This window comes from Rhizobium sp. 42MFCr.1 (assembly GCF_000377185.1).
GTDB lineage: Bacteria > Pseudomonadota > Alphaproteobacteria > Rhizobiales > Rhizobiaceae > Rhizobium > Rhizobium altiplani.
In genome coordinates this window covers 26,821-49,353 of record NZ_KB897818.1, presented here as the reverse complement: position 1 = coordinate 49,353, position 22,533 = coordinate 26,821, and the positions used below count along the sequence as shown (strand labels likewise).

Here is a 22,533-nt window from a genome sequence, read left to right as displayed (position 1 = left end):
CTTCCCTTATGCCAGCGCTTCGATCGCCTTGCGCACCGCCGCTTCGTCCATCTCGTGCAAGCCGATGACGACAAGACGGGTGCCGCGTGCTTCGCCCGGCGCCCAGGCGCGATCGAAATAGTGGTCGATCCGGCTGCCGACCGCCTGCAACTGCAGGCGCATCGGCTTGCCGGGAACATCGATGAAGCCCTTGAGCCGCAGCACGTCATGTTCCCCGATGATGCCCCTCAGCGCATCCACGAAGGCTGCCGGATCGGCAACAGGACCAAGCTCGACCACGAAGCTGTCGAACTCGTCATGATCGTGCGGCACGCCGTCCTCGTGTTCGAGTTCATGGTGGGACTTGCGATTGACCACATCGTCTTCCGTACCGACGCCGAGCCCGAGCAGCACGCTTGCCGGAACCTCGCCATTGCGCGCCTCGATCATGACAGGCTTGCGAGCGATACGGGAAGCAACCTCATCGCGCACGCGACCAAGGCCGGCGGTGTCGAGAAGGTCGGTCTTGTTGAGTACGATCAGATCGGCGCAGGTCAGCTGGTCCTCGAAAAGCTCCTCGATCGGGCTCTCATGGTCGAGCGACTCGTCTTCGACCCGACGAGCCTCGACGGCATCGTGATCGTCCGCGAAGCGGCCCGCGGCAACGGCGGCGCTGTCGACAACGGTAACGACGCCATCGACGGTGACCTGCGTGCGGATATCAGGCCAGTTGAACGCCGCAACGAGCGGCTGCGGCAGCGCGAGACCGGATGTTTCAATAACGATATGGTCGGGGCGCTGTTCGCGCTCCAGAAGCTTGGTCATCGTCGGAATGAAGTCGTCGGCAACCGTGCAGCAGATGCAGCCATTGGTGAGCTCGATGATGTCATCCTCGGTGCAGTTCTCCGCGCCGCAGCCCTTGAGCACGTCGCCGTCGACGCCGAGATCGCCGAATTCGTTGATGATAAGCGCGATCTTCTTACCGTTGGCATTGGAGAGCAGATTGCGGATCATCGTCGTCTTGCCGGCGCCGAGGAAACCCGTGATCACGGTCGCCGGAATTTTCTGCTGGTTCATGAAATTCAACCCTTCATCTTCAACGGCAGTCCAGCCGCGATAAAATACACATCCACGGCCTCGGCCGCGATCATTTGATGCAGACGGCCGGCATGGTCCCGAAACTCCCGCGCCATGCGGTTTTCCGGCACGATACCGAGACCGACCTCATTGGAAACGATGACGAGACGGGCTCGTGCCGTCGGCAGATACGCCACAAGCGAGGCAAATTCCGCCCCTATGTCGCGGTCTTCCATCATCAGATTGGTGATCCAAAGCGTCAGGCAATCCACCAAAACTGCCCGCTTCTCGCCATCGATCGCCCGCAGGCAGCCGACAAGATCCAGCGGCTCTTCATGGGTATGCCAGAGATCGCCGCGATCGGCTTTGTGCTTGTCGATCCGGGCGCGCATCTCGTCGTCCCAAGCCCGACCGGTCGCCACGTAATGGTGCTCCAGGCCGCTCGAGACGACCAGTTGCTCGGCAAAACGCGATTTGCCCGAGCGCGCGCCGCCCAGGATGAAAGTCGCGCCTGATGATATCGGGCTCATGGAAAACGCTGACCGATCTTCGGAAGCCTTCCGCGAGAGACCGGAACGACTGCGGAGCGCAGCCGGCAAATCTGTCTTTCAGCCATGACAACCTCCGTGCTGGCAGCGGGCATCACCCAGGAATGGGCTTTTCGCCCGGCACAGTTGGCAGGTCTCCTGGCTCGCGGGTCTTGGCCGCGATCGGGGCAAACCGGAAACCGGTCGCCCCAGATCGTGCCAGCGGATCTTCCTCGCCTTCCCGGCTGCATTTCATGAAAAGGCGGACGATTCGTAGACGTAAGAGGCGTCCTGCCCCGGTTGATCATGATACACTGCCAGTGACTTTTCCGTCGCCACTTTCGCACAGCCCGCCTGCACCCTTGCAGGCTGTCAGCCACGCGAAACCAACGCCGGACGGAAAACCCTGACCGCTCTACAGTCGCGGGGTCGGCTCTGATGACGGTGCCCGAATTGGGTCCACCGCTTCATATTCCCTTTTCATCCGCACCGATTCAACCGGTCCGGAACCATCCGTTATGGCGTCATCGTTAGGCAAGGCCACTCCTGAAGTCAATCAAAAGCCGTCGCTCCTAAGATTGCCGTCATCGCCGCGAAACGCTGTCAAGTCGACCTACTCTACAAGATTTATCGTCTTTTATCAGTGGCTTACGTGATAAATAGTTACTGTCCGCGCCGGTCTTTTGCCGCAATTGCATCGCAAGCGGGTCGCGCCACTGATTTGCCCCTCCCTTCCTCGCACTTGAACGCGCCTGCGCCCGCCTAGTTTTCCTGCCATGCTCCTCAAAATCGATATTCGCCGCTTCGGTCCGTTTCATACCCTTCTCGATATCGGGCGGATGCGCGCCCTGCTGCGCCGCAGCGAGATGGGGATGGTCATCGCCGGCGCGATCGTCGGTGTCATATCGGGTTTGGCAGTGACCGGTATGGGTCTCATTTCCCGCGAAATGCACAGCCTGATCTTCGGAATCAGCGACGTCGAGAGACTGAGTTCGTCGCAGATCGACAACAAGCTGCTGTTGCTGACGGCGCCGGTCTGCGGCGGCATTCTCCTGGGTCTGTTGCTGTTCGTGCTTGCCAAGACCCGCAAGAAGCCGATGGTGGATCCGATCGAGGCGAACGCACTGCATGGCGGTCGGCTATCTCTCACCGATAGCATTCTGGTCGCAGTCCAAAATCTTATTTCTAATGGTTTCGGGGCCTCCGTCGGCCTGGAAGCCGGCTACACGCAGCTGGCGGCCGGACTGGCCTCGAAGCTCGGGCTGAAGCTGCAGCTTCGCCGCTCGGACCTGCGCGTTCTCGTTGGGTGCGGCGCAGCGGGTGCGATTGCCGCTGCCTTCAATGCCCCGCTGACCGGCGCATTCTACGCCTTCGAGCTCATCATCGGCTCGTACACCATCGTCTCTCTAACGCCGGTTGTGGTTTCTGCGCTGGTTTCGACGCTGGTGGCTCGGCTGCTCGGTGGCAGCGATTTCCTGATCGACGTTGGCGAATTCGGTACGGTCATGCCGGCTGATTACGTCCCGGCTCTCCTGCTCGGCGCATTCTGTGCGGGTGTCGGTATCATGATCATGCAGGGCGTTGCCTGGATCGAGGAATTGGCTCGCCGGAGTTCGATCGCGACGCCGCTGCGCCCTGCCCTTGGCGGCATCGTCGTTGGCCTCCTCGCGCTGATCACACCGCAGGTGCTGTCGGCAGGACATGGCGCGCTCCACCTCAACCTCGGGCGCGACGTCGCGATTCCGGTGCTCGTGGGCCTGTTCCTCCTGAAAGCCTTCGCCTCCGCGATCTCGATCGGTTCGGGCTTCAGAGGCGGTCTGTTCTTCGCGTCGCTGTTCATGGGCGCGCTGGTAGGCAAGTTCTTCGCCTATTCCGCCCCCTACTTCGCTCACGCTACGCTGACACCGGTCATCTACGCGGTCGTCGGCATGAGTTCGCTTGCGGTCGCCGTCATCGGCGGGCCGCTGACGATGACGTTCCTTGCTCTCGAAATTACCGGCGACTTTCCGATCACGGCGCTTGTGCTGGCGGCGGTCATCACCTCCTCGCTCGTCGTCCGCAGCACCTTCGGCTACTCCTTCGCAACATGGCGCTTCCACCTGCGCGGCGAGAGCATTCGCAGCGCGCACGATGTCGGCTGGATCCGCAACCTAACGGTTGACCGGCTGATGCGCGCCGATGTGAAGACCGCCAATGCCGCTCTCTCGATCGATGAGTTCAAGGAACGCTTCCCCATCGGCTCGGCGCAGCGGGTCGTCCTGGTCGATGGTACCGGCAAGTACAGCGGCCTCGTGCTCGTTCCGGAGATTTACGCGAACCTGACCGATACCGACGAAACCGGCAAGGATCTTAGCGAATTCATCCGCTACAAGAACGATTTCCTGCAGCCGCAGATGAACGCCAAGCAGGCAGCCGCCATCTTCGACAAGACCGAAAGCGAAGCGCTCGCCGTCGTCAACAATCTGATTGAGCGCAAGGTCGTCGGCCAGTTGAGCGAGGCGCATACGCTGCGCCGTTACAGCGAAGAACTCGATCGCCGCCGCCGCGAAATATCCGGCGAGATCTAGCCGAGAAGTTCGTCCAGCCAGCGCCGGTCAAGACAGGCTTCCAGCTCGGCCGCAACGTCGTCCAGGGCTTTCTCGACGCCGGCACGATAGTCATTCGTGTCGCCCGAAAGGCCAAAGCTGCGCAGCAAGCGAGAACGGTAGATGTCGCTGGCGAACAGCCCATGCAGATAGGTTCCCGCAATCCGGCCGTCTGCCGATACCGCGCCATCCGGCCTACCATCGACGATCGCGAACGGCCGGCCGCAGTCTTCGCCGGAGGTGACACCGAGATGGATCTGGTAGCCGGAAAGCGGGGACCCGTCCTCCACTGCTGTCGCAACACTGTTGCGGACGGTCTTTTCAGGCGCCATCTCCGTCTCGACGTCAAGCAGCCCGAGGCCCGCCATATCCACCGCATGTCCCTCGATGCCCAGGGGATCATGGACCTTGCGCCCGAGCATCTGATAGCCGCCGCAAATCCCGATCACCCGACCACCCCGCTTCACATGGGCCAGTATGTCGGCATCCCAACCCTGCGCACGCATATCAGCCAGGTCTGATATCGTTGATTTCGAACCGGGCAAGATCACCAGCCGCGCGTCCGCAGGCAGCCGCTCGCCCGCGCGGACGAAAACCAAATCGACATCCGGCTCCGCCTTCAAGGGGTCGAGATCGTCGAAATTTGCGATGCGGGTAAAGACCGGCACGGCGACCTTGAGTGCCCCCGTGCCGCCGCGTGCGAGGCGTTCCAACGCCACCGAGTCCTCGGCCGGCAGACGCGAAGCGTGCCTGAGCCACGGCACGACACCGAAGCATGGCCATCCGGTGAAGCGGCGCACCGCATCGATACCCGTATCAAAGAGCGAGACGTCGCCACGGAACTTGTTGATGAGGTAGCCGGATATCATTGCCCGGTCGTCCTCGGAGAGGATCGTATGCGTCCCAACCAGCGAGGCGATCACGCCCCCGCGGTCAATATCGCCGACAAGCACGACAGGCACACCGGCACGGGTGGCAAATCCCATATTGGCGATATCGCCGGCCCTGAGATTGATTTCGGCGGGCGAACCTGCGCCTTCCACGATCACAAGATCCGCTCCGGCCGAAACGGCCGAAAAGCTCTGCATCACGTAGTCGAGGAGCGCTGGCTTGAGTTTCTGATAGTCCCGTCCCTTGGCCTGCCCCCAGACCTTGCCCTGAACGATGATCTGGCTGCCGTATTCGGATTGCGGTTTGAGCAATACAGGATTCATGTGCACCGAGGACGGCACACGCGCGGCAAGCGACTGCAGCCATTGCGCCCGGCCGATCTCGCCGCCGTCGTCGGCGACCGCGGCATTGTTCGACATGTTCTGCGGTTTGAAGGGACGGACCGAAAGGCCACGATTGGCAGCAAGACGGCAAAGCCCCGCGACAAGAACGGTCTTGCCGACATCGGAGCCGGTCCCTTGCAGCATGATGGCCTTGGTCATTGTCACGGAACTCCGGAGAACCCGACCCCCGCCTACAACGGCCTCTCTGCCGTGGTCAATCGCAAGCGCCGAAAATGCGAAGGCCACGTCACCCGCTTAGGGTAGCGCGGCCTGCCGAAATACGCTGGCGCATTCGCCCATACACGGCGAAGCTCACGTTCTCCGGGACGCATTACCTGATCCGGAGAAGCGGCGGTGTCCCCCGCCACGGAAGAACAGATACCGCCACATTGTTACCGGACGGTTAGCAACTCCCTAAGCAAAGATGAATTTCGGCATTTTCCGGCTTTGGGACGCTCGTGGTAACCTTTTGGTGGGGCTGGCAATACGTTTTCAAATCAGACGCTTAGACTTCACGCCTCATGCACAGAAGAACGATTGATTTCCACAGCCGAACGCGTAGGCTGCCATTCCAAGGCATCAAGACGAGCGCCACAGCAATAGCCGGACAAACAGGATAAAGATCTCCGCAAGACGCGGAACGCCTAGTTGTGGCGGGGCAGCAAGAATAGGAAGGCAAATGAGATCTCTCTGCACGTCGATCCTGCTCGCCGCAGGAATCTGTGCGGCCGCTACGACTGCGCAGGCTGCCGAATGCGGCAACGTCACCATCGCTGAAATGAAGTGGGCTTCGGCGGGTATTGCGGCCAACTTCGACAGGTTCATTCTTGAGAAGGGTTATGGCTGCTCTGTCAAAATCGTCCCGGGCGACACGATGCCGACCTTCCTGTCGATGAACGAGAACGGTGAGCCGGATATCGCTTCGGAGTTCTGGATCAATTCCGTCCGCACAGAACTCGACGGTGCGGTCAAGGAAGGCAGGCTGATCCTGGCGGCGGAAATCCTTTCGGAGGGAGCTGTCGAAGGCTGGTGGATACCCAAATTCGTCGCCGACGCTAACCCCAATATCCGCAGCGTACAGGATGCGCTCAAGCATCCGGAACTCTTCCCCGCGCAGGGAAATGCATCGCAGGGCGCCGTCTTTAGTTGCCCCGTCGGCTGGAGCTGTCAGATTTCGACATCCAACCTGTTCCGCGCGCTGGACGCCGAGAAGAGCGGGTTTCAGTTGATCGAAACCGGCAGCCCACAGGACCTTGATGATTCTATCGCAAACGCCTTCCAGAAAAAGGAGGGCTGGCTTGGCTATTACTGGGCACCCACGGCCGTCCTCGGCAAATACGACATGACGCGCCTGAGCTTCGGCGTGGGTCATGACAAGGCAGAATGGGATAAGTGCACATCTGTCCCCGGCTGCGCGCGGCCGCAGGTGAATTCCTATCCCGTCTCACGGGCCTTTACGATTGTCACCAAAGCCTTCGCCGACCGTGCCGGACCGGCCATGGATTACCTGAAGCTCCGCTCGTGGGACAATACGACAATCAACGAAGTGCTCGCCTGGCAGGATGACAACCACAAGAGCAACGAGGAAGCCACCGTCTACTTCCTCCAGAACTACGCCGCGCTATGGACCAAATGGGTTCCTGCCGATGTCGCGCAGAAGGTCAAGGCCGGGCTCTAGGAAGAGCAAAGCAATCGCTCACCAGACGGTACAATATTCTTCGATCGGTCAGCGCAGGATTCGCGCAAGAGTGAGCGGGCAAAAGGAGCAGCCGTCTTCTGACGGTATCGGTTTCCTGTAAGCGGCGGCACCCAATCGTGCCAAGCTGCTTGCCCGGACGAAGAGAAAAAAGATGACATCCGCCCCGTTTCCCGACCGCGACACAATCGCCTCGAAGCTTGCCAGCCTGGAGGAGCAGGAAAAATCCTACGTCTCCCTGCTGATGGAAAATGCGGCACAGGACGAGAACGTCATCGATGGTCTTCACCGTCACCTGAACAATGCCGCGAGCGCGCCATTCCTGAATACGCTGAAACTCGAGAGCCTTGGGAAATGGATTGGCGGCGCAGCGCCGGCCCGCCTGCAGATACGCCTCATGGAGGCAGCGAAATCAAGCCAGCACCCGGCCTATGCGGCGTTCCGGAGTGGGCTTTCGCGTTCCGGCGGGCTGGAAAGGGCCTACCCGCCGGCGGTGATCTGACGCCGTCTTACCTGGTGGCCGCGCGACCGACCGAACGACCTGCATCCTGAGTCGCGTTTACGGCATTTGCCGTGTCGCGACCGATGCCGCGGATTGTGTTTCCACACGAAGAAAGCACGAGCAGAATTGCGAGGGCGGAGCCGATCTTGGCCATTGTCGTCATTGCGAAATCCTTCTTTTCAATCGTCCACGCGCGGGCGACTCCGCGCGCATTAAACCCCGGAGGAAGAAAAGAGGTCCGTACTAAGTTGTCAAGCCGCTACGGCCTTGGCTTTTTCCGCAAAGGCAAAGCGGATGCTATCGGCTACCGCCCGCATCGGGTTGTTCATCTGTGACGCAGTGAGCAGCCTGATGTCGAAGGAACCGAGTTCGGGCAGCCCCTCCTGCACGCCGAGAATTGTCATCTCATCAGTGACATAGGAGCGCGGCAGGGGCGCGATCGCGAGGTCGGAAACGACGGCCGCTCGCTGGGCCATGGTGTGACCGCTAAGAAAAGCGACACGATAGCCGCGCTTCATTCGCTCAAGCTGAGACAGTGCCTCAGAGCGCCAAATGCAGCCATCCTCCCAGATCGAGATCGGCAGCGGATCGCGGCGGTGCGCCGTACCACATTTGGCACCGGCCCATACAAGCCTCTCGCGGAAGACGATCTCCCCATCCGTCGGCAGCGGACGCGTCGCGCAATTGATCAGTGCCAGGTCCAGGCGCTGCTCTTCCATGCGCTTCTTGAGGCCGATGCTCATGTCAATGGTGACATCGACCATGATGCTCGGGAAACTCTCGGCGAAGCTTTTCAGGATATTCGGCAGCAGCCGTTCGCCGATATCTTCAGGCGCGCCGAGCCGCACCACGCCGCTCAGCTCGGGCATGATGAACCGCGAGACGGCCTCGTTCGACAGAGCGAGGATGTTGCGCGCGTAGGAGAGCAGCACTTCGCCATGCTGGGTCAGACTGACCGATCGCGCATCACGCAGAAACAGCGTGGCGCCGAGTTGCTCTTCCAGCTTCTTGATCTGCATGGATACCGCCGACGGCGTCCGATAGACGGCTTCCGCGGCCGTGGAAAAATTGCCGGTCTCTGCAATGGCAACGAAGGTGCGCAGCACGTCGTTGTCAAGCAGAGGAATGGGACGGCGAAAGGGAATGCTCATCGTCACATCTTTCAATTTTTCTGAATTTGACTTCCATATCATTTTGTTTGATTGAAAGTCAACCCGACAATACCCTTGGTTCATAGCGGCTAGTACCGATGAAAGGAGGCCGCGATGAACACGCTCATTGTAATCTTCGACATCTTCTACGCATTCAGATCTCGTCAGATCTCACGTCAGACACGCAATCGCACACGAGATCAGTTGGCTCGACTGCCGAGGCATCTCGCTGATGACCTCGACCTACAGGCACTAGGTATGACCGTCCCTCGCTGAAGATGCGAGCGCCGCCACGGCTTCAAAGACGCATAGAAAGGTTCTAATATACGCTCCGGGCGCGGCGACGGAGCGTAAGGACCATCGCGATGAACGATGCGTGTTTCCAAGGTGATATCCCTGCAGCATACGATCGGTATCTGGTGCCGATCCTGTTTGACCCTTATGCCGCCGATCTGGCGCAGCGCCTGGCATCGGTTCATCCGCACCGCGTTCTCGAAGTCGCAGCAGGGTCCGGGGCCCTCACGCGCGCGATATCGTCGGCGCTTCCGCACGCCCAAATCATCGCCACCGATTTGAACCAGGCGATGCTGGATGTCGCCGCATTGAGACATTCTGGCGGGCATATCGCATGGCGACAGGCTGACGCGTTGAGCCTGCCCTTTCCCGATCACATCTTTGACACCGTCACATGCCAGTTCGGCGTCATGTTCTTTCCCGATAAGCAACGCGCCTACCGCGAAATCCTCCGCGTACTCAAGCCGAAAGGGACCTTCCTCTTCAGCACCTGGGACTCCCTCGAGAGCAACGCCTTCGCAAAGGTCATGATGACTGAGACGGATGCATTGTTTCCAGAAGATCCGCTGGACTTCTTCCGGCGAACGCCGCACAGCTATTTTGATGCCGAGGCGATCCTCTCGGAACTCGAACGGGCCGGATTCGAGTCGGCCGCTTTCACCAAGGTCGAAAAGACTGCCCATGCGTCCTCGGCAAGGGACGCCGCAACCGCCTTCTGCAAGGGCAGCCCGCTCCGCATGGAAATCGAAGCCCGCAACCCGAAATTCGACGTCGTGGCACGAGTCACGGCGGCTCTCGAGCAGGCTTTCGGCAAAGGTCCGATCGAAGGGCCGATGTCAGCGCTGGTGTTCACCGCCGAGGCGCCACGGTAGATATCACGCGCACGGCAGCCTCTCATTGTGCCGACGCGCGAAGGCGCGCACCAAAACACGGCTCGTCCGACAATGCCTCGAATTGTCGGAACATCCGATGCTAGGAGGCGTTCCTTGTGGGCAACGCACGCTTTGCTTTGTCGTTGCGCTGACTGCGTTTCCCTCAACTGCAGTCGCAGAGGCCCGGCGCTGTCCAAACCAGCACCGGGCTTTGTCCGCTCATCTCGACGATCTCCCCTCCATCTATTTCAGTAATGACTAAAATAAAACTTGAAATCGCCGCGTCGGAAACGATGATGCTTGCTGTCAGCTAGGAGGGGCGTTGATGTCACAGTATCAGGAGACGCGGCGGTTCAAATGCACGGGCGGCGCAGGAAATCCCTGCATTGTCATCGAACAGATCAGGGTTGCCGATGAAGCCATCCCTAGGCCCAGAACCGATTACATGACAATGGATGGCGAGGTCGCCAATCGCCTCGACAAGAAGCACTTCCTGATCTTGATGAAGGGTGAGGTTGTGAAGATCCAGAGGGCGCTGAGGAAGAAACACTGAGCCGGGGCCCGTCGGCATCGGCGTCGCGGCGGGCAAGCCGGTCCTCGTCGGCAGACAGATCCTGTGGATCTTCGCATGACTAAGGCGTCACCGTTGGGTAGATGTCATCATCGCGTCATCTGACGGTGATGTTTTGACTCACCGAGCGCTGAGACTCGTTTTCATTCCGGCGCTGTTCACCGCTGGAATGACTGATGCTGTATATCATTGCCGTCGCCGGTGCCCTGTTGGCAGCCAATACCCTCAGCCTTATGATCGCGGGATGGCGAATTCGGTCCCGCCAAGACAAGACGCCAAGTGTCGCTGTGCGTCCGCCTGTCTCGATCGTGATACCCCTTTGCGGCATAGAACAGTTCTCGCGGGAAACACTCGAAAGCGCGCTGATCCTGGATTGGCCCGACTACGAAGTCATTTTTTGCATTGCAGACAAGGCCGATCCGATCATTGGTCTGGCGGAGAACACCCTCCGAGCAAGGCCGCTGGCAAATGCAAGGATTTTGATCGGGGATGACCGCATCAGCGCAAATCCGAAACTCAACAACTGCGTCAAGGGCTGGAGCGCGGCGGCGCATGAATGGGTCGTCCTTGCCGATTCCAATGTCCTGATGCCGGCGAACTATCTCGCACGCCTTATGGCCGCATGGCGACCCGACAGCGGCCTCGTTTGCTCGACGCCACTTGGCTCCCGTCCGAGCGGATTTTGGGCGGAGGTCGAATGTGCTTTTCTCAACACCCACCAAGCCCGTTGGCAATATGCCGGGGAAGCGCTTGGATTCGGCTTCGCGCAAGGCAAGAGCATGCTCTGGCAAAAGACGATCCTCGACGCCCACGGTGGCATCCAAGCCCTTGCGGCCGAGATCGCAGAAGACGCCGCCGCCACAAAGCTGGTCAACAGCATGGGCCTCAAGGTGCATCTCGTCGCCGGACCATTCGAGCAGCCCCTAGGCAGAAGGACCTTCCGCGAGCTCTGGGCCAGGCAGTCTCGTTGGGCCCGGCTGAGACGCGTCACTTTCCCGCACTTCTTCGCGCCTGAGATCCTGCTTGGCGTAGTTCCTCCCCTATTGCTGGGCCTGAGCGCTGCCGTCGTTTCCGGCACCAGTCTCGTTACTACAACCCTGGCAGTCTTATGCACCGCCTACGCGCCGGAACTTATTCTTGCAGCCCGCAAGCATTGGCACCTATCCCTGCTGTCACTCCTCGCAATGGTTACCCGCGATGTCTTGCAGCCAGCGATCTGGACACGGAGTTGGTTGAGAGGCAGTTTCGATTGGCGCGGAAACATTATGGTGATCAGATCGCAGGAATCGCGCCTGGAGGGTGGAGTAGCCGAACCGATTACAGGCCCCTAAACTAGGGCAATCGACATACCGCGGCGGCCGCCAGCCGCCCAAGTTGCCCTCGGGACATATGAATCCGCCCCGCCAGATCGGCCACTGTTCCGCCGGCAGCGCGGTGCCCGCATCTCACTTTAGATCAACACCATGCGTGGCGGCTCCTCCCCGCGCCGCCGGTAGGCACGACGCCCCTCGAATTGAATTGGCCGTGTCGGCAGATATCAATCCGCCGCGCGTCGCCATCGTTCAAAATCACTGATGATATCCATAAATGCTATTCGTTTGATTGATGGGACGAAAACACCCATATTTTACTCATCAAACAAGGCGTCATCCGACGAAGAAAGGAACGGCTATGACGACGATTACCTTCAGGCACACCAAGGCGTCCTCAAGCGAAGCTCATGCGCATATTGTCGACTATGCCCGCAAGCTGGTTCATGCTTGGCACCAGTGGCAGGCCGCCCGCGAAATCGAATCCATGCCCTTCGACATGCGTAAGGACATTGGCTGGCCGTCGGCGGATGGCGCGGATGAACGCAAGGTTATGTAATGAATCCGACATTCCTCCCCGCGTGAGAGCGGCGCCCGCCTTCGTGCAGCGCCGCTTTCTCCGTCTTTAGGGGCTCCTAATTAAATCTTGAATTTCAGACACATATATTTTCTTCGAGCGCCTTTTTCGAACTTTTGAAGAACGCAAACGTCATTTGACCATCGTCAATTTCAGCAATGTCGCAAATTTGCTCTTTGCGGCCGCATTTATCCATGAGAATGTCGCTTTCAGGATATCGAAACGACGTATTCCAAGCAACGAATAGTGCATTCGCACCTCCAGCACGGATTTGTCTCATGAACAAGATGTCGCACAAGCAACGCTCTCTCGTCTTCTTCATGGTTCCGCAGTTTACGATGCTGCCCTTTTCAGCGGCGATCGATACCCTGCGCATAGCCAACCGCATGCTCGGCTACCAGGCCTACACGTGGCGGCTGACCTCGGTTGACGGGCAGAAGGTCTATTCTTCCTGCGGCATCGGCGTCGAGGCAAATACGTCGCTGGCCGATGAGCGCCGCAATCTCGGCGGCGAATATCGCCCGAGCATGGTGCTGGTCTGTTCCGGCATCGATGTCGAAGACTTCAACAACAAGTCCGTCAGTGCTTGGTTGCGCGAATCCTACAACCGCGGCGTCGCCGTCGGCAGCCTTTGTACCGGCGCGCACATCCTCGCACAGGCGGGGCTTCTGAACGGCAAGCGCTGTGCTATCCACTGGGAAAACCTGCCGGGCTTTTCGGAAGCCTTTCCGCAGGCCGAGGTCTATGCCGATCTCTATGAAGTGGACAGTAATCTCTACACCTGCGCCGGCGGCACGGCGTCGCTGGACATGATGCTGAATCTGATCGGCCAGGATTTCGGCGAAACGCTGGTGAACCGGGTCTGCGAGCAGCATCTGACGGATCGCGTCCGCAGCCCGAACGATCGCCAGCGCCTGCCGCTGCGCGCGCGCCTCGGCGTCCAGAATGCCAAGGTTCTCTCCATCATCGAACTGATGGAAGGCAACCTCTCCGAACCGCTCTCGCTGCTTGAGATCGCGGACGGCGTCGACCTGTCACGCCGCCAGATCGAGCGGTTGTTCCGTCAGGAAATGGGGCGCTCGCCGGCGCGGTATTATCTGGAAATACGGCTTGATCGCGCCCGCCACCTGCTGGTGCAGTCCTCCATGCCGGTCGTCGAAGTCGCCGTCGCCTGTGGCTTCGTTTCGGCCTCACACTTCTCCAAGTGTTATCGCGAACTCTATCATCGCTCGCCGCAACAGGAGCGCGCAGAACGCAAGATGACGATGGCAACCGCACGCCAGGCCATCGCCGCGTGATCTCAGCCCGGGCGGCTATTGAGCCGCCTCCGCCGTCATCCGCGCGTCGGAATAGACCTGATTGCGCCCTTTGTGCTTGGCCATATAGAGAAACTGGTCGGCGGCATTGAGATAGTTGTCGAAGGTTTCATAGTCGGAAATCTCGGCAACGCCGATCGACACGGTGACGGAAAGCTCCTCGTCATCGGCCATCACCTTCATGCGTGAGATATCCGACCGTATCTCATCACACAGCTTGCTCGCGGCCATTGAATCCATCATCGGGAACAAGATCGCAAACTCCTCACCACCGAGGCGCGAAAGAAGGTTGTCGCTTCCCTCGAAGATCGTTGCAAGCCGGTCTGCGACCGCCTTCAGCACCTCGTCTCCGATCTCGTGCCCGTATGTATCGTTCAACCGCTTGAAATGATCGATGTCGAGGATCGCGACAGCGGCCGCGGTCTTCTGGCGCAGGCAGTCATTCACCAGCTTGGGCCCGAGATCGTAGAAGTAGCGGCGATTGTAGAGGCCAGTGAGGTAGTCGCAGGCCGCAGCCGCCCGAAGCTGCTTCAGCTGCGCCAAAGTCTCGACGTTGTTGGCGACCCGGCACTGCAGTTCCTCAGCCACGAACGGCCTATAGAGAAAATCCGAAGCGCCGGCCTTCAGAAAGCTCGCAGAGAGCAGGCGATCGCTCGAAGATGAAACCCCGATGATCCGCAGCCGATCAGAGCCGAAGTGCCGCCGTATCCGCCGCGTCAGCTCGCAACCGCTCATGTCGGGCATATGATGATCAGTGATGACGACCTCGATATCGTCGTAGGTCTCAAGCGCGGCGAAGGCCTCGAGGCCGGAAGCGGCTTCCACAACCATATACTGTTGCGCCTCGAGCAACCCGACCAGGAGTTCGCGCGCGGAAGGGACATCGTCGACCACGAGCACCCGTATCTTCCTGTTCGATAATGCCCGCCTGACGCTGGCAACAACGCTATCGAGCGCGAACTCGTTGTCTTTCAGCACATAGTCGATGACATTGCGCTCCATGATGCGATTGCGCGTATCGAGGTCGAAAGTGGCGGTGAAGACAATGGTCGGGATACTGGCCTGTATGGTGCAGTCGAGCGCCTCGCCATAGGGTGCGTCCGGCAAATTGAGGTCGACAATCGCCATTGTGTAATCGTTTGGCGACTGGGCGATCGTCTCTTCGAGGATTTTCAGGGAGGCGCACGGTTTGACGTTCAGGCCGAGTTCTGCATGAAGCCGGTGGCACAGAACCGCTGAAAACATCCGGGAATCTTCAACCAGGAGCACCCGCTGGCCACCAAAACGTGGTCCGAATCCATCCCGATGGAGATCCTCCTGGAACGCCATTCACTCCTATCCCCCAGAAAGCCGCCGCAGTCCGAATCGACCGTCTTCTCGACTTTTATGAAGATAACTCACAGAAACACGCCTGAGAAGATATCGAGACTTGGCAACACCGGAAATTGCATAAATCTCCGTTTCCTGGGGCGTGAATGCGTCCCATCTACAATCCTCGAGCGCAGGAAGTGCGTCAGGCAACGGCCCGCTCCCTGCGCATCAACTGGATCTGCAGCAGCGTGTCGAGGTTCTGGTTGACGCGGCAGTAGAACTCTTCGTCGATGAATGGGCGCAGCATGAAGTCGTTACCGCCGGCTTTGAGGAACCCCGCCGACAGCAGCCGGTTGGACGATGACGACACGCCGATGATGCGCAACTCGTGCGAGCCGATGTTGGCGCGTATGCGTCGCGTCAGCTCGAAGCCATCGATATCGGGCATGTTGTAGTCGGTGATCATCAAGCCGATGTCGCGATTCGCCTTGAGGATTTCGAGCGCCTTGGCGCCGCTTTCCGCGGTGTTGACCCGGAAATTGTAGCGCTTGAGGCGGCTCGAGAGCAGCGCGCGGGCCGTAGCGCTGTCATCGACAATCAGAACATGATGACGATGATTGGTAAGGAAGCGGCAGATCGATTCGGCAAGAAGATCAACCGCGAAGACATTGTCCTTGAGGATGTAATCGACGATGTCCTTGGCGATCAGCTTGTCGCGCATACCTTCTTGGAACGTGCCGGTGAAGACGATGGTCGGGATGCTGAGATCGACCAGATATTCCAATGCTTCGCCATTTTCTGCACCGGGCAGATTGATGTTGGAAATGGCAAGCGTGATCGGGTCGGCGGACTTGTCATATGACAGCTGCAGCTCTTCGAAACTCCGGCAGATCTCCACGTCGATATCGAAAAGCTCCTTCAGCCGCCTGCCGATCATCGATGTGAAGACATTGGAATCCTCGGCGAGAATAATGCGCGCACCGGCAAACATGCCTCCGGAATATTGCATTCCTGAAATACCCAAAAACGCCATTTCGAAACCTTTTGATAAAATAGTATCCCCGCTTCAAAGCGGTACAGTAGCCGGTTTGAATAAGTATTAATCGGCTGCGGTCACTGACCAACAAAAAGGCGGCCACGAGGGCCGCCCTGACTTTCTTCGAAACATGCTTAAAGGACTATGCCCTCAGCGCGGCGTTGTCCGGATCGAAGGGGCTCTCGCCGACGACGGTGGCGTTGTACGTCGTGCCGAGGATCTTGATCTTCAGCTTCGTGCCTTCCTTGGCGTAGTCGGGACGCAGCATCGCCAGCGCCAGCGACCGATTGATGCGGAAGCCGAAGGTGCCGTTTGTCGCACGTCCGACGAGCTCGCCAGCCTCGTTGTAGATGGCTTCGGAACCGCGGGCATCGACATCGTTGCCGGTCTCGACGACGAGGGTCGCGAAGTTCCACTTCAGCCCCTTGTCCTTGTAGGCCAACAGCCCCTCACGACCGAGGAACTCCTTCTCCGGCTTGATGAAGCGATCAAGCGCCGATTCATAGGCGTTGTACTCGATCGACATCTCGCGGGGGATGAGACGGTAGGACTTCTCGATCGACATCGACAGCATCGCGCGAATACCGAACGGCTTGATGCCGAATTCGGCCCCGGCTTCCATCAGCTTGTCGAAGATGTAGTTCTGCATCTCGATCGGATGATGCAATTCCCAGCCAAGCTCGCCGACGAAATTGACGCGCAGCGCATGTGCGCTCGCAACGCCGATCGAGATCTCCTTGCCCGACAACCACGGGAAGTCCTTGTTCTCAAGGCTCGTCCGCGTGAGCTTCTTGAGCAGGTCACGCGACTTGGGACCGGCAAGCACAAGCACACCGAGTCGCTGCGTGATCTGCTGCAGCCGAACGGAACCATCGGTCGGCGCGAGCCTGCGCAAATAGTCATGGTCGTGCGCCTCGTAGGCGCCGGCTGACACAAGGTAGAAGCGGTTCGGAGCCCATTCATAGACCGTGAACTCGGCGCGAACGCCACCGTGAACCGTCAGCATGTGGCAGAGCGCGATGCGACCGCGCTTCTTCGGGATGGCGTTGGCAAAGATCGATTCCAACCAGGCGCGTGCGCCGGGGCCGGAGACTTCCATCTTGGCGAAGGCGGACATGTCGAGCACACCGACATTCTTGTGCACATTCATGACTTCGGTGCCGACATGCTCGCAGTAGTTCGAGCGCCGGAACGACCAGCGTTCAAGGATGCGACCATCCTCTTCAGGATCGGAGTGATTATGGTTGGTGAGGACATCCTCGCCAACGCCAATCTGATCCTTCGGCAGGTCGTAGCCTTCAGGTGCAAACCAGTTGGCGCGCTCCCAGCCATAGACGGAACCGAAAACAGCACCCAGCTTCTTCAGGCGATCGTAGACCGGCGTCGTCTTCAGCGGACGAGCGGCACCGCGCTCTTCATCGGGATAGTGCATGGTGAAGACGTTGGCGTAGGCCTCTTCGTTCTTGGCGATGAGGTAGCCTTCGGTCGCATAGGGACCGAAACGACGCGGATCGACGCCCATCATGTCGACGGTCGGCTCGCCATCCACGATCCATTCCGCCAACTGCCAACCGGCGCCACCGGCTGCGGTGATCCCGAAGGAGTGCCCCTCGTTGAGCCAGAAATTGCGGAGGCCCGGTGCGGGACCAACAATCGGGTTGCCATCGGGCGTATAGGCGATCGCGCCGTTATAGACCTTCTTGATGCCGACTTCACCAAAAGCAGGGACGCGGGCGATCGCGGTCTCGATATGCGGCATCAGGCGATCGAGCTCTTCCTGGAAGAGTTCGTACTCGCTCTCATCCGACGGACCGTCGACGTAACAGACTGGCGCGCCGTGCTCGTACGGCCCGAGAATGAGGCCGCCATTCTCTTCGCGCATGTACCAGGCGCTGTCGGATTCGCGGAGCACGCCCATCTCCGGCAGGCCCTTGGCCTTGCGCTCGAGGATCGCCGGATGCGGCTCGGTGACGATATACTGGTGCTCGACCGGGATAACCGGAATGTTGATCCCGACCATCTCTCCGGTCTTGCGGGCAAAGTTGCCGGTACAGGAGATGATGTGCTCTGCCGTGATCTCGCCCTTGTCCGTCGTCACCTTCCAGAGACCATCATGCTGCTGCTCGATCGCGGTGACTGTGGTGTTGCGATAGATCGTGGCACCGCGGTCGCGCGCACCCTTGGCGAGCGCCTGGGTCAGATCTGCAGGCTGGATGTAGCCGTCATCGGGATGCTGGATCGCGCCGAGGAGACCATCCGTCTCGCAGAGCGGCCAAATCTCCTTGACCTGCTCCGGCGTCAGTACGTTGACCTTGACGCCAATCGTCTCCGCGATGCCGGCATAGTACATGTACTCGTCCCAGCGATCCTTGGTGCGCGCCAGACGAATGTTGGAAACCTGGCTGAAACCGACATTCATGCCGGTTTCCTTTTGAAGCTCCTGATAGAACCGAACCGAGTACTTGTGGATCTGGCCGACCGAGTAGCTCATGTTGAACAAAGGCAGCAGACCCGCGGCATGCCATGTCGAACCGGAGGTCAGTTCCTTGCGTTCGATCAGGACGACATCGTCCCAGCCCTTCTTGGCGAGGTGATAAAGCGTCGAAACGCCAACGACGCCGCCGCCGATGACCACTGCGCGCGCATGTGTCTTCATGGAGAATTACCCTCTGTTCTACTAACCTGTCCGACGAATGCCGCCGACGGAAATCGCCTTAGCGAACTATGCAGCGAGGCCGGGCTTGCCAAATGCCTGTTTACGACATGCGAAAAGCTTGCCGCGACTGCCTGCAAATAGGCAAGCCGCAAAAGGCCTTTGGTCGAAAATCCGTGGACAAAAATTGTGATCAGAGCGCGCCGTCGTTCACTTTACGACGGCCGATCCCTTGATGATGTCGATCGTTTCGCCGCCATCGAGCCCGATGCGATCACCGTCAGGCGTTGTGATGAAGCAGCCCGACTGGCAGAACGTCTCGGATGCACCAGGATCGAGCACGAGCTGCATCTTGTGACCGCCCTCGGAAAGGACGATCACAACAGCGGCGCTATCGGTATTGGTGATGGAAGCTGCGTGAGTTTGGCCTACGGCCATGAGCAAAAAAAGCAGTACGACGGCAAATCTTGCCATGCAGTGCGGCGCGGATGTTGCGCCCTCCCTCGGAGCGTCTCGGCGCTGCTGCCCCCAGCAGCGAAAACCCGATTGCAGGCGTTATACGGCGACCGCTCTGAACGATCGCTGAACAACGCCTTTACCCCTTGAGATTGCCATCAGCCGACTTACCGCGCAACCGGCGCACAGTGCCGGCCTCGTCGTCCATTTCGCTCGTCTCGGAGACATCTTCGATCTTCGCCGGCGCCTTGCTTGCGGGAGTTGCCCCTCCGACTTGGTCCGGCTGGCGATGGAATACGACATCGCTTTGCGGAAGCGGGATTTGGACGCCCTCCTCCCTGAATCTCTTGAGGATCGCGATCCGGAGATCGTTCCGGACCTTCAGGCCGTCCCCCATGTCAGCAAGCATGAAGCGAAGCTCGAAATCCAGCGAATACGGCCCGAAGCGAAGGAACTCGACATGCGGCTCAGGATTGCGCAGGACGACAGGCACGGCATTCACCAGCTCCAGCAGGATGTCCATCACCTTCTGCGGATCGGAATCGTAGCTCACCGAAACCGGAATTTCGGAGCGCCCCATCTTGTTGCGATGGGTCCAGTTACCGACCGATGCGTTGATCAGCTCGGAATTCGGCACGATGATCGACTGCTTTCGGAATGTCTCGATCTCGGTTGCGCGCACGGAGATGCGCTTCACGATGCCCTCAGCGGTACCGGAAACTACGTGGTCGCCGACCTTGAACGGCCGTTCTACGAGCAAAATCAGACCGGAAACGAAGTTCGACACGATGTTCTGGAGGCCGAAACCGATGCCGACCGAAAGCGCCGAGGCAACGAGCGCGAGGTTTGAGAGGTCGATGCCCGCAGCGGAAACGCCGACAATCGCCGCAAGACCAACGCCAAGGTAGCCGATTCCTGTCTTGACCGAATTTCGAACGCCGAGGTCGACGTGGCTCCGCGCCATGACGTTGCTGTCGAGCCAGCGCTGGATCCAGCGCGTCAGCAGGTAGCCGCCTGCAAAGAGAAGGACACCAGTCATTATCCCGACCAGCGAAATGCTGATCCCACCCAGCCTGACCTCCGTGAGAAGGCGATAGGCGATAAGTTCAAGATCCTGGATGTGGAAGCCCCACAGGAGCAGCACCAGCGGAATCCCAACTATCAGCGCGACGGCCGAGATGCACATGCCAACCAACAGGCCCGCTTGGTCGATGGCAACAGGGCCGAGTTTGAAACGCTTTTGGAGGAAACGACCAAGCGATGTCTCGCCAAAAGTCTCGCTGCGTGAAATCGCTTTGCCCGACAGGAGACCGATATAGGTCGTGACGATGATCGCGCCGGTGATGATCAACTGGGTCGCAACAAAGCGCGCAAGCCCGACATAACCAGTCAGCGCGGTTATGATCAGCCCCGCACCCAGGACGCGCAGAATGATCGCCATGCCCCGCGGCCAATGGCGTCCCGGCGCGTCAGGATCGCCATTTCGCGCCAGCATCGGCCTGCCAAACGAGGCAGCAATCAGAATGAAGCCGATGATCAATGCCGCAATCAAACTTTTGACCACGGTCAGGACGAGTGGGGACCCCATCGCCTCGCTGATGCTGCCGAAGAGGTAGTCAAGCGCATTGACGATGGCCATCGCGAGCAAGCAGGCTCCGATGGAACTCGCACCGCGGTTGGAAAGCTTGACGAGACGCCATTGCGGCTCCTTCGGTGCGAACACCGCATTGGTGAAACGCCTGACGAAATAGATCAACCCGATCGCACCGAAGAGCGCCCCGATGATCGGCGCGATATCCGGTCTCAGAACGTTGAAACTGTTGAGGAAGAAATAGGAGGTCACCAGGAGCGTAGTAAGCGCGAACGTCCGGATCAGCGTCGACCAGAAAGCAATCGAGAGACGATTGATATAGGAGGGCTGCTCGTCCGTTTCCTTACGCTGCAGGTAGCGACCGAAGATGCGGTAACCGCCGGACAACAGCACCAACGCCGTCACAAGCGACATGAAGATGGCCGCGAAGAACGCGAAAGCCTTGAACTTCAGTACAAATCCAAGCCAGCTTCCAAGGGCTTGGACAAACTCCGACCCCTCTTGGACGAAGGCGCGCGCCGCATCGTCAATAACAGAAACCGAGACATCGGTGCGTCGCAGCAAGGTCGCGGCGAAAAGCTGTCGGCGTGTTTCAGCGATAACGTTACCAAGCTTGCTGATGGAAGCAGACAGGGTCTCGGCATCACCGGTAACGGCGTTAATCTGGGCGCGCTCGGCCGTCAGGGCGTTGCGTTCGGTCGTAACGATCTCCGCTTCGGCCGGCTGCCCTTCCTTTGGTGGATCGCCTAGCTCGCCAAGGCGGTTCTTGATCTGGTCGAGCCGCGGCCGGAGGCCGACGGATATGTTGAGAACCGAGCGCCCAAGTTCGTCGGTCTTTCCGGCGAGAGCCACCAGCGCGTCGTCATCGTCGCCTTTCTGCCTTACGCCGTCCTCGAGCGCGACGAGGTCCTGCTTTGCCTTCTCCAGCGCCTTAGCGGCCTGCTCGATCGGACCGTCAGCAACTGAAGCCTGCTCGGTCGCCTGGGGCTGTTGCTCGGCCTGCGGTTGAGGCGCCTGCGCGCTTGCAAGGCTCGCGCCAACGGTCGCCAGCGCAGCGACTAGGAAAATGCGAAGCAAGAGTTGGGTCGGCCGCAAAATATCCCCGCTCGGAAGGTTCTGGATCAAAATTGGAGTCCAGTTTTTCATAAGAAAGAAAGGCAACAGAAAGGCGACGCGCTCAGAAGCCTGCACCCGGCTGTGCCAGATATTCTAGTTCTGCCACGGTCGATTGTCGTCCGACGATGGCGTTTCGATGCGGAAATCGACCGTGGGCGGCGATCACCTTATGGTGGCGAAGCGCATAGTCGATATATTCCTCATCGCCAAGCGCCCTGAACAGTGCCACGGCACGATCCTGCTCGGCCAGATCTTCGCAGTGCTCGAAGGGCATGTAAAAAAACGTCCGGCATTCCGGGCTGACCTGCTGGTCGGCGCCAGCTTCCACGGCAAGCTTTGCTTCCCGCAGCGCAAGCCCATCGGTGGCAAAGGCGAGCGGTGTCGTGCGGTAGATGTTGCGAGGAAACTGGTCCAGCACGATTACTGCGGCAAGCCTGCTGTGGGGCGTCGCACGCCACTCCTCCGACACGTCGCGCGAGAGCGCAAGATGCGTGTCGCGGAAGCGCTTGCGAATATCCCGATCAAGCGCCGTCGTCGCTTTGAACCATTGATCGCGGCCGCACTCCTCGAACCAGAAGTCGAAGACCTCCTGTGGCGTGCAGACATATCCGAGTTCCATATTTCCTCCCGCGAGAGCCG

At 59.4% G+C, this 22,533-nt stretch carries 19 protein-coding genes and 1 riboswitch; of the genes, 8 read left to right on the top strand and 11 right to left on the bottom strand.

The window, feature by feature from the left end; translation table 11 throughout:
- Positions 1-6: 6 nt before the first annotated feature.
- Positions 7-1,056, bottom strand: a complete 1,050-nt coding sequence (cobW, locus tag C934_RS0100245; RefSeq protein WP_026371454.1) for a cobalamin biosynthesis protein CobW — start codon at positions 1,054-1,056, stop codon at positions 7-9.
- 5 nt (positions 1,057-1,061) lie between these two features.
- Positions 1,062-1,586, bottom strand: coding sequence for a bifunctional adenosylcobinamide kinase/adenosylcobinamide-phosphate guanylyltransferase (gene cobU / locus C934_RS0100240; RefSeq protein ID WP_018854709.1), 525 nt, complete (start codon positions 1,584-1,586; stop codon positions 1,062-1,064).
- A 129-nt stretch (positions 1,587-1,715) separates the two neighbouring features.
- Positions 1,716-2,112, bottom strand: a riboswitch (cobalamin riboswitch).
- Between the two features lie 247 nt (positions 2,113-2,359).
- Here cobU and C934_RS0100235 point away from each other — a divergent pair.
- A complete protein-coding gene (locus C934_RS0100235) occupies positions 2,360-4,150 on the top strand; it encodes a chloride channel protein (RefSeq protein WP_018854708.1) in 1,791 nt (596 codons plus the stop codon).
- On the opposite strand, the gene C934_RS0100230 is transcribed toward C934_RS0100235, so the two are convergent.
- Positions 4,147-5,601, bottom strand: coding sequence for a cobyric acid synthase (locus tag C934_RS0100230; RefSeq protein ID WP_018854707.1), 1,455 nt, complete (start codon positions 5,599-5,601; stop codon positions 4,147-4,149). The two genes, C934_RS0100235 and C934_RS0100230, sit on opposite strands and share 4 nt — an antisense overlap.
- A gap of 520 nt (positions 5,602-6,121) precedes the next feature.
- Between C934_RS0100230 and C934_RS0100225 the strand changes: the two genes are divergently transcribed.
- Together C934_RS0100225 and C934_RS0100220 are read left to right on the top strand one after the other, a co-directional pair.
- Positions 6,122-7,120: a glycine betaine ABC transporter substrate-binding protein gene (locus C934_RS0100225; protein ID WP_018854706.1), complete on the top strand. Its 999-nt coding sequence runs from the start codon at positions 6,122-6,124 to the stop codon at positions 7,118-7,120.
- Positions 7,121-7,292: 172 nt separating this feature from the next.
- Complete coding sequence (locus C934_RS0100220) at positions 7,293-7,640, top strand: hypothetical protein (protein WP_018854705.1); 348 nt, start codon at positions 7,293-7,295, stop codon at positions 7,638-7,640.
- 7 nt (positions 7,641-7,647) lie between these two features.
- Here the strand turns inward: C934_RS0100220 and C934_RS0100215 are convergent, their stop codons facing one another.
- Positions 7,648-7,803 (bottom strand): entericidin A/B family lipoprotein, encoded by a 156-nt coding sequence (locus C934_RS0100215; RefSeq protein ID WP_007788385.1) that lies wholly within the window; start codon positions 7,801-7,803, stop codon positions 7,648-7,650.
- 88 nt (positions 7,804-7,891) lie between these two features.
- Positions 7,892-8,833 (bottom strand): LysR family transcriptional regulator, encoded by a 942-nt coding sequence (locus tag C934_RS0100210; protein ID WP_025660718.1) that lies wholly within the window; start codon positions 8,831-8,833, stop codon positions 7,892-7,894.
- Positions 8,834-9,156: 323 nt separating this feature from the next.
- On the opposite strand from C934_RS0100210, the gene C934_RS0100205 reads away from it, so the two are divergent.
- The 5 genes from C934_RS0100205 (at position 9,157) to C934_RS0100180 (ending at position 13,713) form a co-directional block, all read left to right on the top strand.
- Positions 9,157-9,957 (top strand): class I SAM-dependent methyltransferase, encoded by an 801-nt coding sequence (locus C934_RS0100205; protein ID WP_018854702.1) that lies wholly within the window; start codon positions 9,157-9,159, stop codon positions 9,955-9,957.
- 325 nt (positions 9,958-10,282) lie between these two features.
- The gene (locus C934_RS0100200; protein ID WP_018854701.1) at positions 10,283-10,510 is read left to right on the top strand and encodes a hypothetical protein; all 228 of its coding nucleotides are present in this window, start codon (positions 10,283-10,285) and stop codon (positions 10,508-10,510) included.
- Between the two features lie 194 nt (positions 10,511-10,704).
- Positions 10,705-11,859, top strand: coding sequence for a glycosyltransferase (locus C934_RS0100195; protein WP_018854700.1), 1,155 nt, complete (start codon positions 10,705-10,707; stop codon positions 11,857-11,859).
- A gap of 340 nt (positions 11,860-12,199) precedes the next feature.
- The gene (locus C934_RS0100190) at positions 12,200-12,397 is read left to right on the top strand and encodes a hypothetical protein (protein ID WP_018854699.1); all 198 of its coding nucleotides are present in this window, start codon (positions 12,200-12,202) and stop codon (positions 12,395-12,397) included.
- Positions 12,398-12,693: 296 nt separating this feature from the next.
- The gene (locus C934_RS0100180; RefSeq protein WP_018854697.1) at positions 12,694-13,713 is read left to right on the top strand and encodes a GlxA family transcriptional regulator; all 1,020 of its coding nucleotides are present in this window, start codon (positions 12,694-12,696) and stop codon (positions 13,711-13,713) included.
- Positions 13,714-13,728: 15 nt separating this feature from the next.
- Here C934_RS0100180 and C934_RS0100175 read toward each other — a convergent pair whose 3' ends face one another.
- The 6 genes from C934_RS0100175 to C934_RS0100150 form a co-directional block, all read right to left on the bottom strand.
- Positions 13,729-15,060 carry a GGDEF domain-containing response regulator gene (locus C934_RS0100175; protein WP_018117040.1) on the bottom strand — a complete coding sequence of 444 codons (1,332 nt, stop codon included), beginning with the start codon at positions 15,058-15,060 and terminating at the stop codon, positions 13,729-13,731.
- A gap of 184 nt (positions 15,061-15,244) precedes the next feature.
- Positions 15,245-16,075, bottom strand: a complete 831-nt coding sequence (locus tag C934_RS0100170; protein WP_026371452.1) for a response regulator — start codon at positions 16,073-16,075, stop codon at positions 15,245-15,247.
- Positions 16,076-16,220: 145 nt separating this feature from the next.
- Positions 16,221-18,734 carry a GcvT family protein gene (locus C934_RS0100165; RefSeq protein ID WP_018854695.1) on the bottom strand — a complete coding sequence of 838 codons (2,514 nt, stop codon included), beginning with the start codon at positions 18,732-18,734 and terminating at the stop codon, positions 16,221-16,223.
- A 207-nt stretch (positions 18,735-18,941) separates the two neighbouring features.
- Complete coding sequence (locus C934_RS0100160) at positions 18,942-19,205, bottom strand: hypothetical protein (protein WP_018854694.1); 264 nt, start codon at positions 19,203-19,205, stop codon at positions 18,942-18,944.
- Positions 19,206-19,326: 121 nt separating this feature from the next.
- Positions 19,327-21,924 (bottom strand): mechanosensitive ion channel domain-containing protein, encoded by a 2,598-nt coding sequence (locus C934_RS0100155; RefSeq protein WP_442965915.1) that lies wholly within the window; start codon positions 21,922-21,924, stop codon positions 19,327-19,329.
- 31 nt (positions 21,925-21,955) lie between these two features.
- Positions 21,956-22,513, bottom strand: coding sequence for a DUF924 family protein (locus tag C934_RS0100150; RefSeq protein WP_018854692.1), 558 nt, complete (start codon positions 22,511-22,513; stop codon positions 21,956-21,958).
- Between the last annotated feature and the right edge of the window lie 20 nt (positions 22,514-22,533).

Bases quoted from the DNA above. Each gene is read 5' to 3' on its own strand.
- cobW (WP_026371454.1), bottom strand. From the start codon at position 1,056: ATGAACCAGCAGAAAATTCCGGCGACCGTGATCACGGGTTTCCTCGGC.
- cobU (WP_018854709.1), bottom strand. From the start codon at position 1,586: ATGAGCCCGATATCATCAGGCGCGACTTTCATCCTGGGCGGCGCGCGC.
- C934_RS0100235 (WP_018854708.1), top strand. From the start codon at position 2,360: ATGCTCCTCAAAATCGATATTCGCCGCTTCGGTCCGTTTCATACCCTT.
- C934_RS0100230 (WP_018854707.1), bottom strand. From the start codon at position 5,601: ATGACCAAGGCCATCATGCTGCAAGGGACCGGCTCCGATGTCGGCAAG.
- C934_RS0100225 (WP_018854706.1), top strand. From the start codon at position 6,122: ATGAGATCTCTCTGCACGTCGATCCTGCTCGCCGCAGGAATCTGTGCG.
- C934_RS0100220 (WP_018854705.1), top strand. From the start codon at position 7,293: ATGACATCCGCCCCGTTTCCCGACCGCGACACAATCGCCTCGAAGCTT.
- C934_RS0100215 (WP_007788385.1), bottom strand. From the start codon at position 7,803: ATGACGACAATGGCCAAGATCGGCTCCGCCCTCGCAATTCTGCTCGTG.
- C934_RS0100210 (WP_025660718.1), bottom strand. From the start codon at position 8,833: ATGATATGGAAGTCAAATTCAGAAAAATTGAAAGATGTGACGATGAGC.
- C934_RS0100205 (WP_018854702.1), top strand. From the start codon at position 9,157: ATGAACGATGCGTGTTTCCAAGGTGATATCCCTGCAGCATACGATCGG.
- C934_RS0100200 (WP_018854701.1), top strand. From the start codon at position 10,283: ATGTCACAGTATCAGGAGACGCGGCGGTTCAAATGCACGGGCGGCGCA.
- C934_RS0100195 (WP_018854700.1), top strand. From the start codon at position 10,705: ATGCTGTATATCATTGCCGTCGCCGGTGCCCTGTTGGCAGCCAATACC.
- C934_RS0100190 (WP_018854699.1), top strand. From the start codon at position 12,200: ATGACGACGATTACCTTCAGGCACACCAAGGCGTCCTCAAGCGAAGCT.
- C934_RS0100180 (WP_018854697.1), top strand. From the start codon at position 12,694: ATGAACAAGATGTCGCACAAGCAACGCTCTCTCGTCTTCTTCATGGTT.
- C934_RS0100175 (WP_018117040.1), bottom strand. From the start codon at position 15,060: ATGGCGTTCCAGGAGGATCTCCATCGGGATGGATTCGGACCACGTTTT.
- C934_RS0100170 (WP_026371452.1), bottom strand. From the start codon at position 16,075: ATGGCGTTTTTGGGTATTTCAGGAATGCAATATTCCGGAGGCATGTTT.
- C934_RS0100165 (WP_018854695.1), bottom strand. From the start codon at position 18,734: ATGAAGACACATGCGCGCGCAGTGGTCATCGGCGGCGGCGTCGTTGGC.
- C934_RS0100160 (WP_018854694.1), bottom strand. From the start codon at position 19,205: ATGGCAAGATTTGCCGTCGTACTGCTTTTTTTGCTCATGGCCGTAGGC.
- C934_RS0100155 (WP_442965915.1), bottom strand. From the start codon at position 21,924: ATGAAAAACTGGACTCCAATTTTGATCCAGAACCTTCCGAGCGGGGAT.
- C934_RS0100150 (WP_018854692.1), bottom strand. From the start codon at position 22,513: ATGGAACTCGGATATGTCTGCACGCCACAGGAGGTCTTCGACTTCTGG.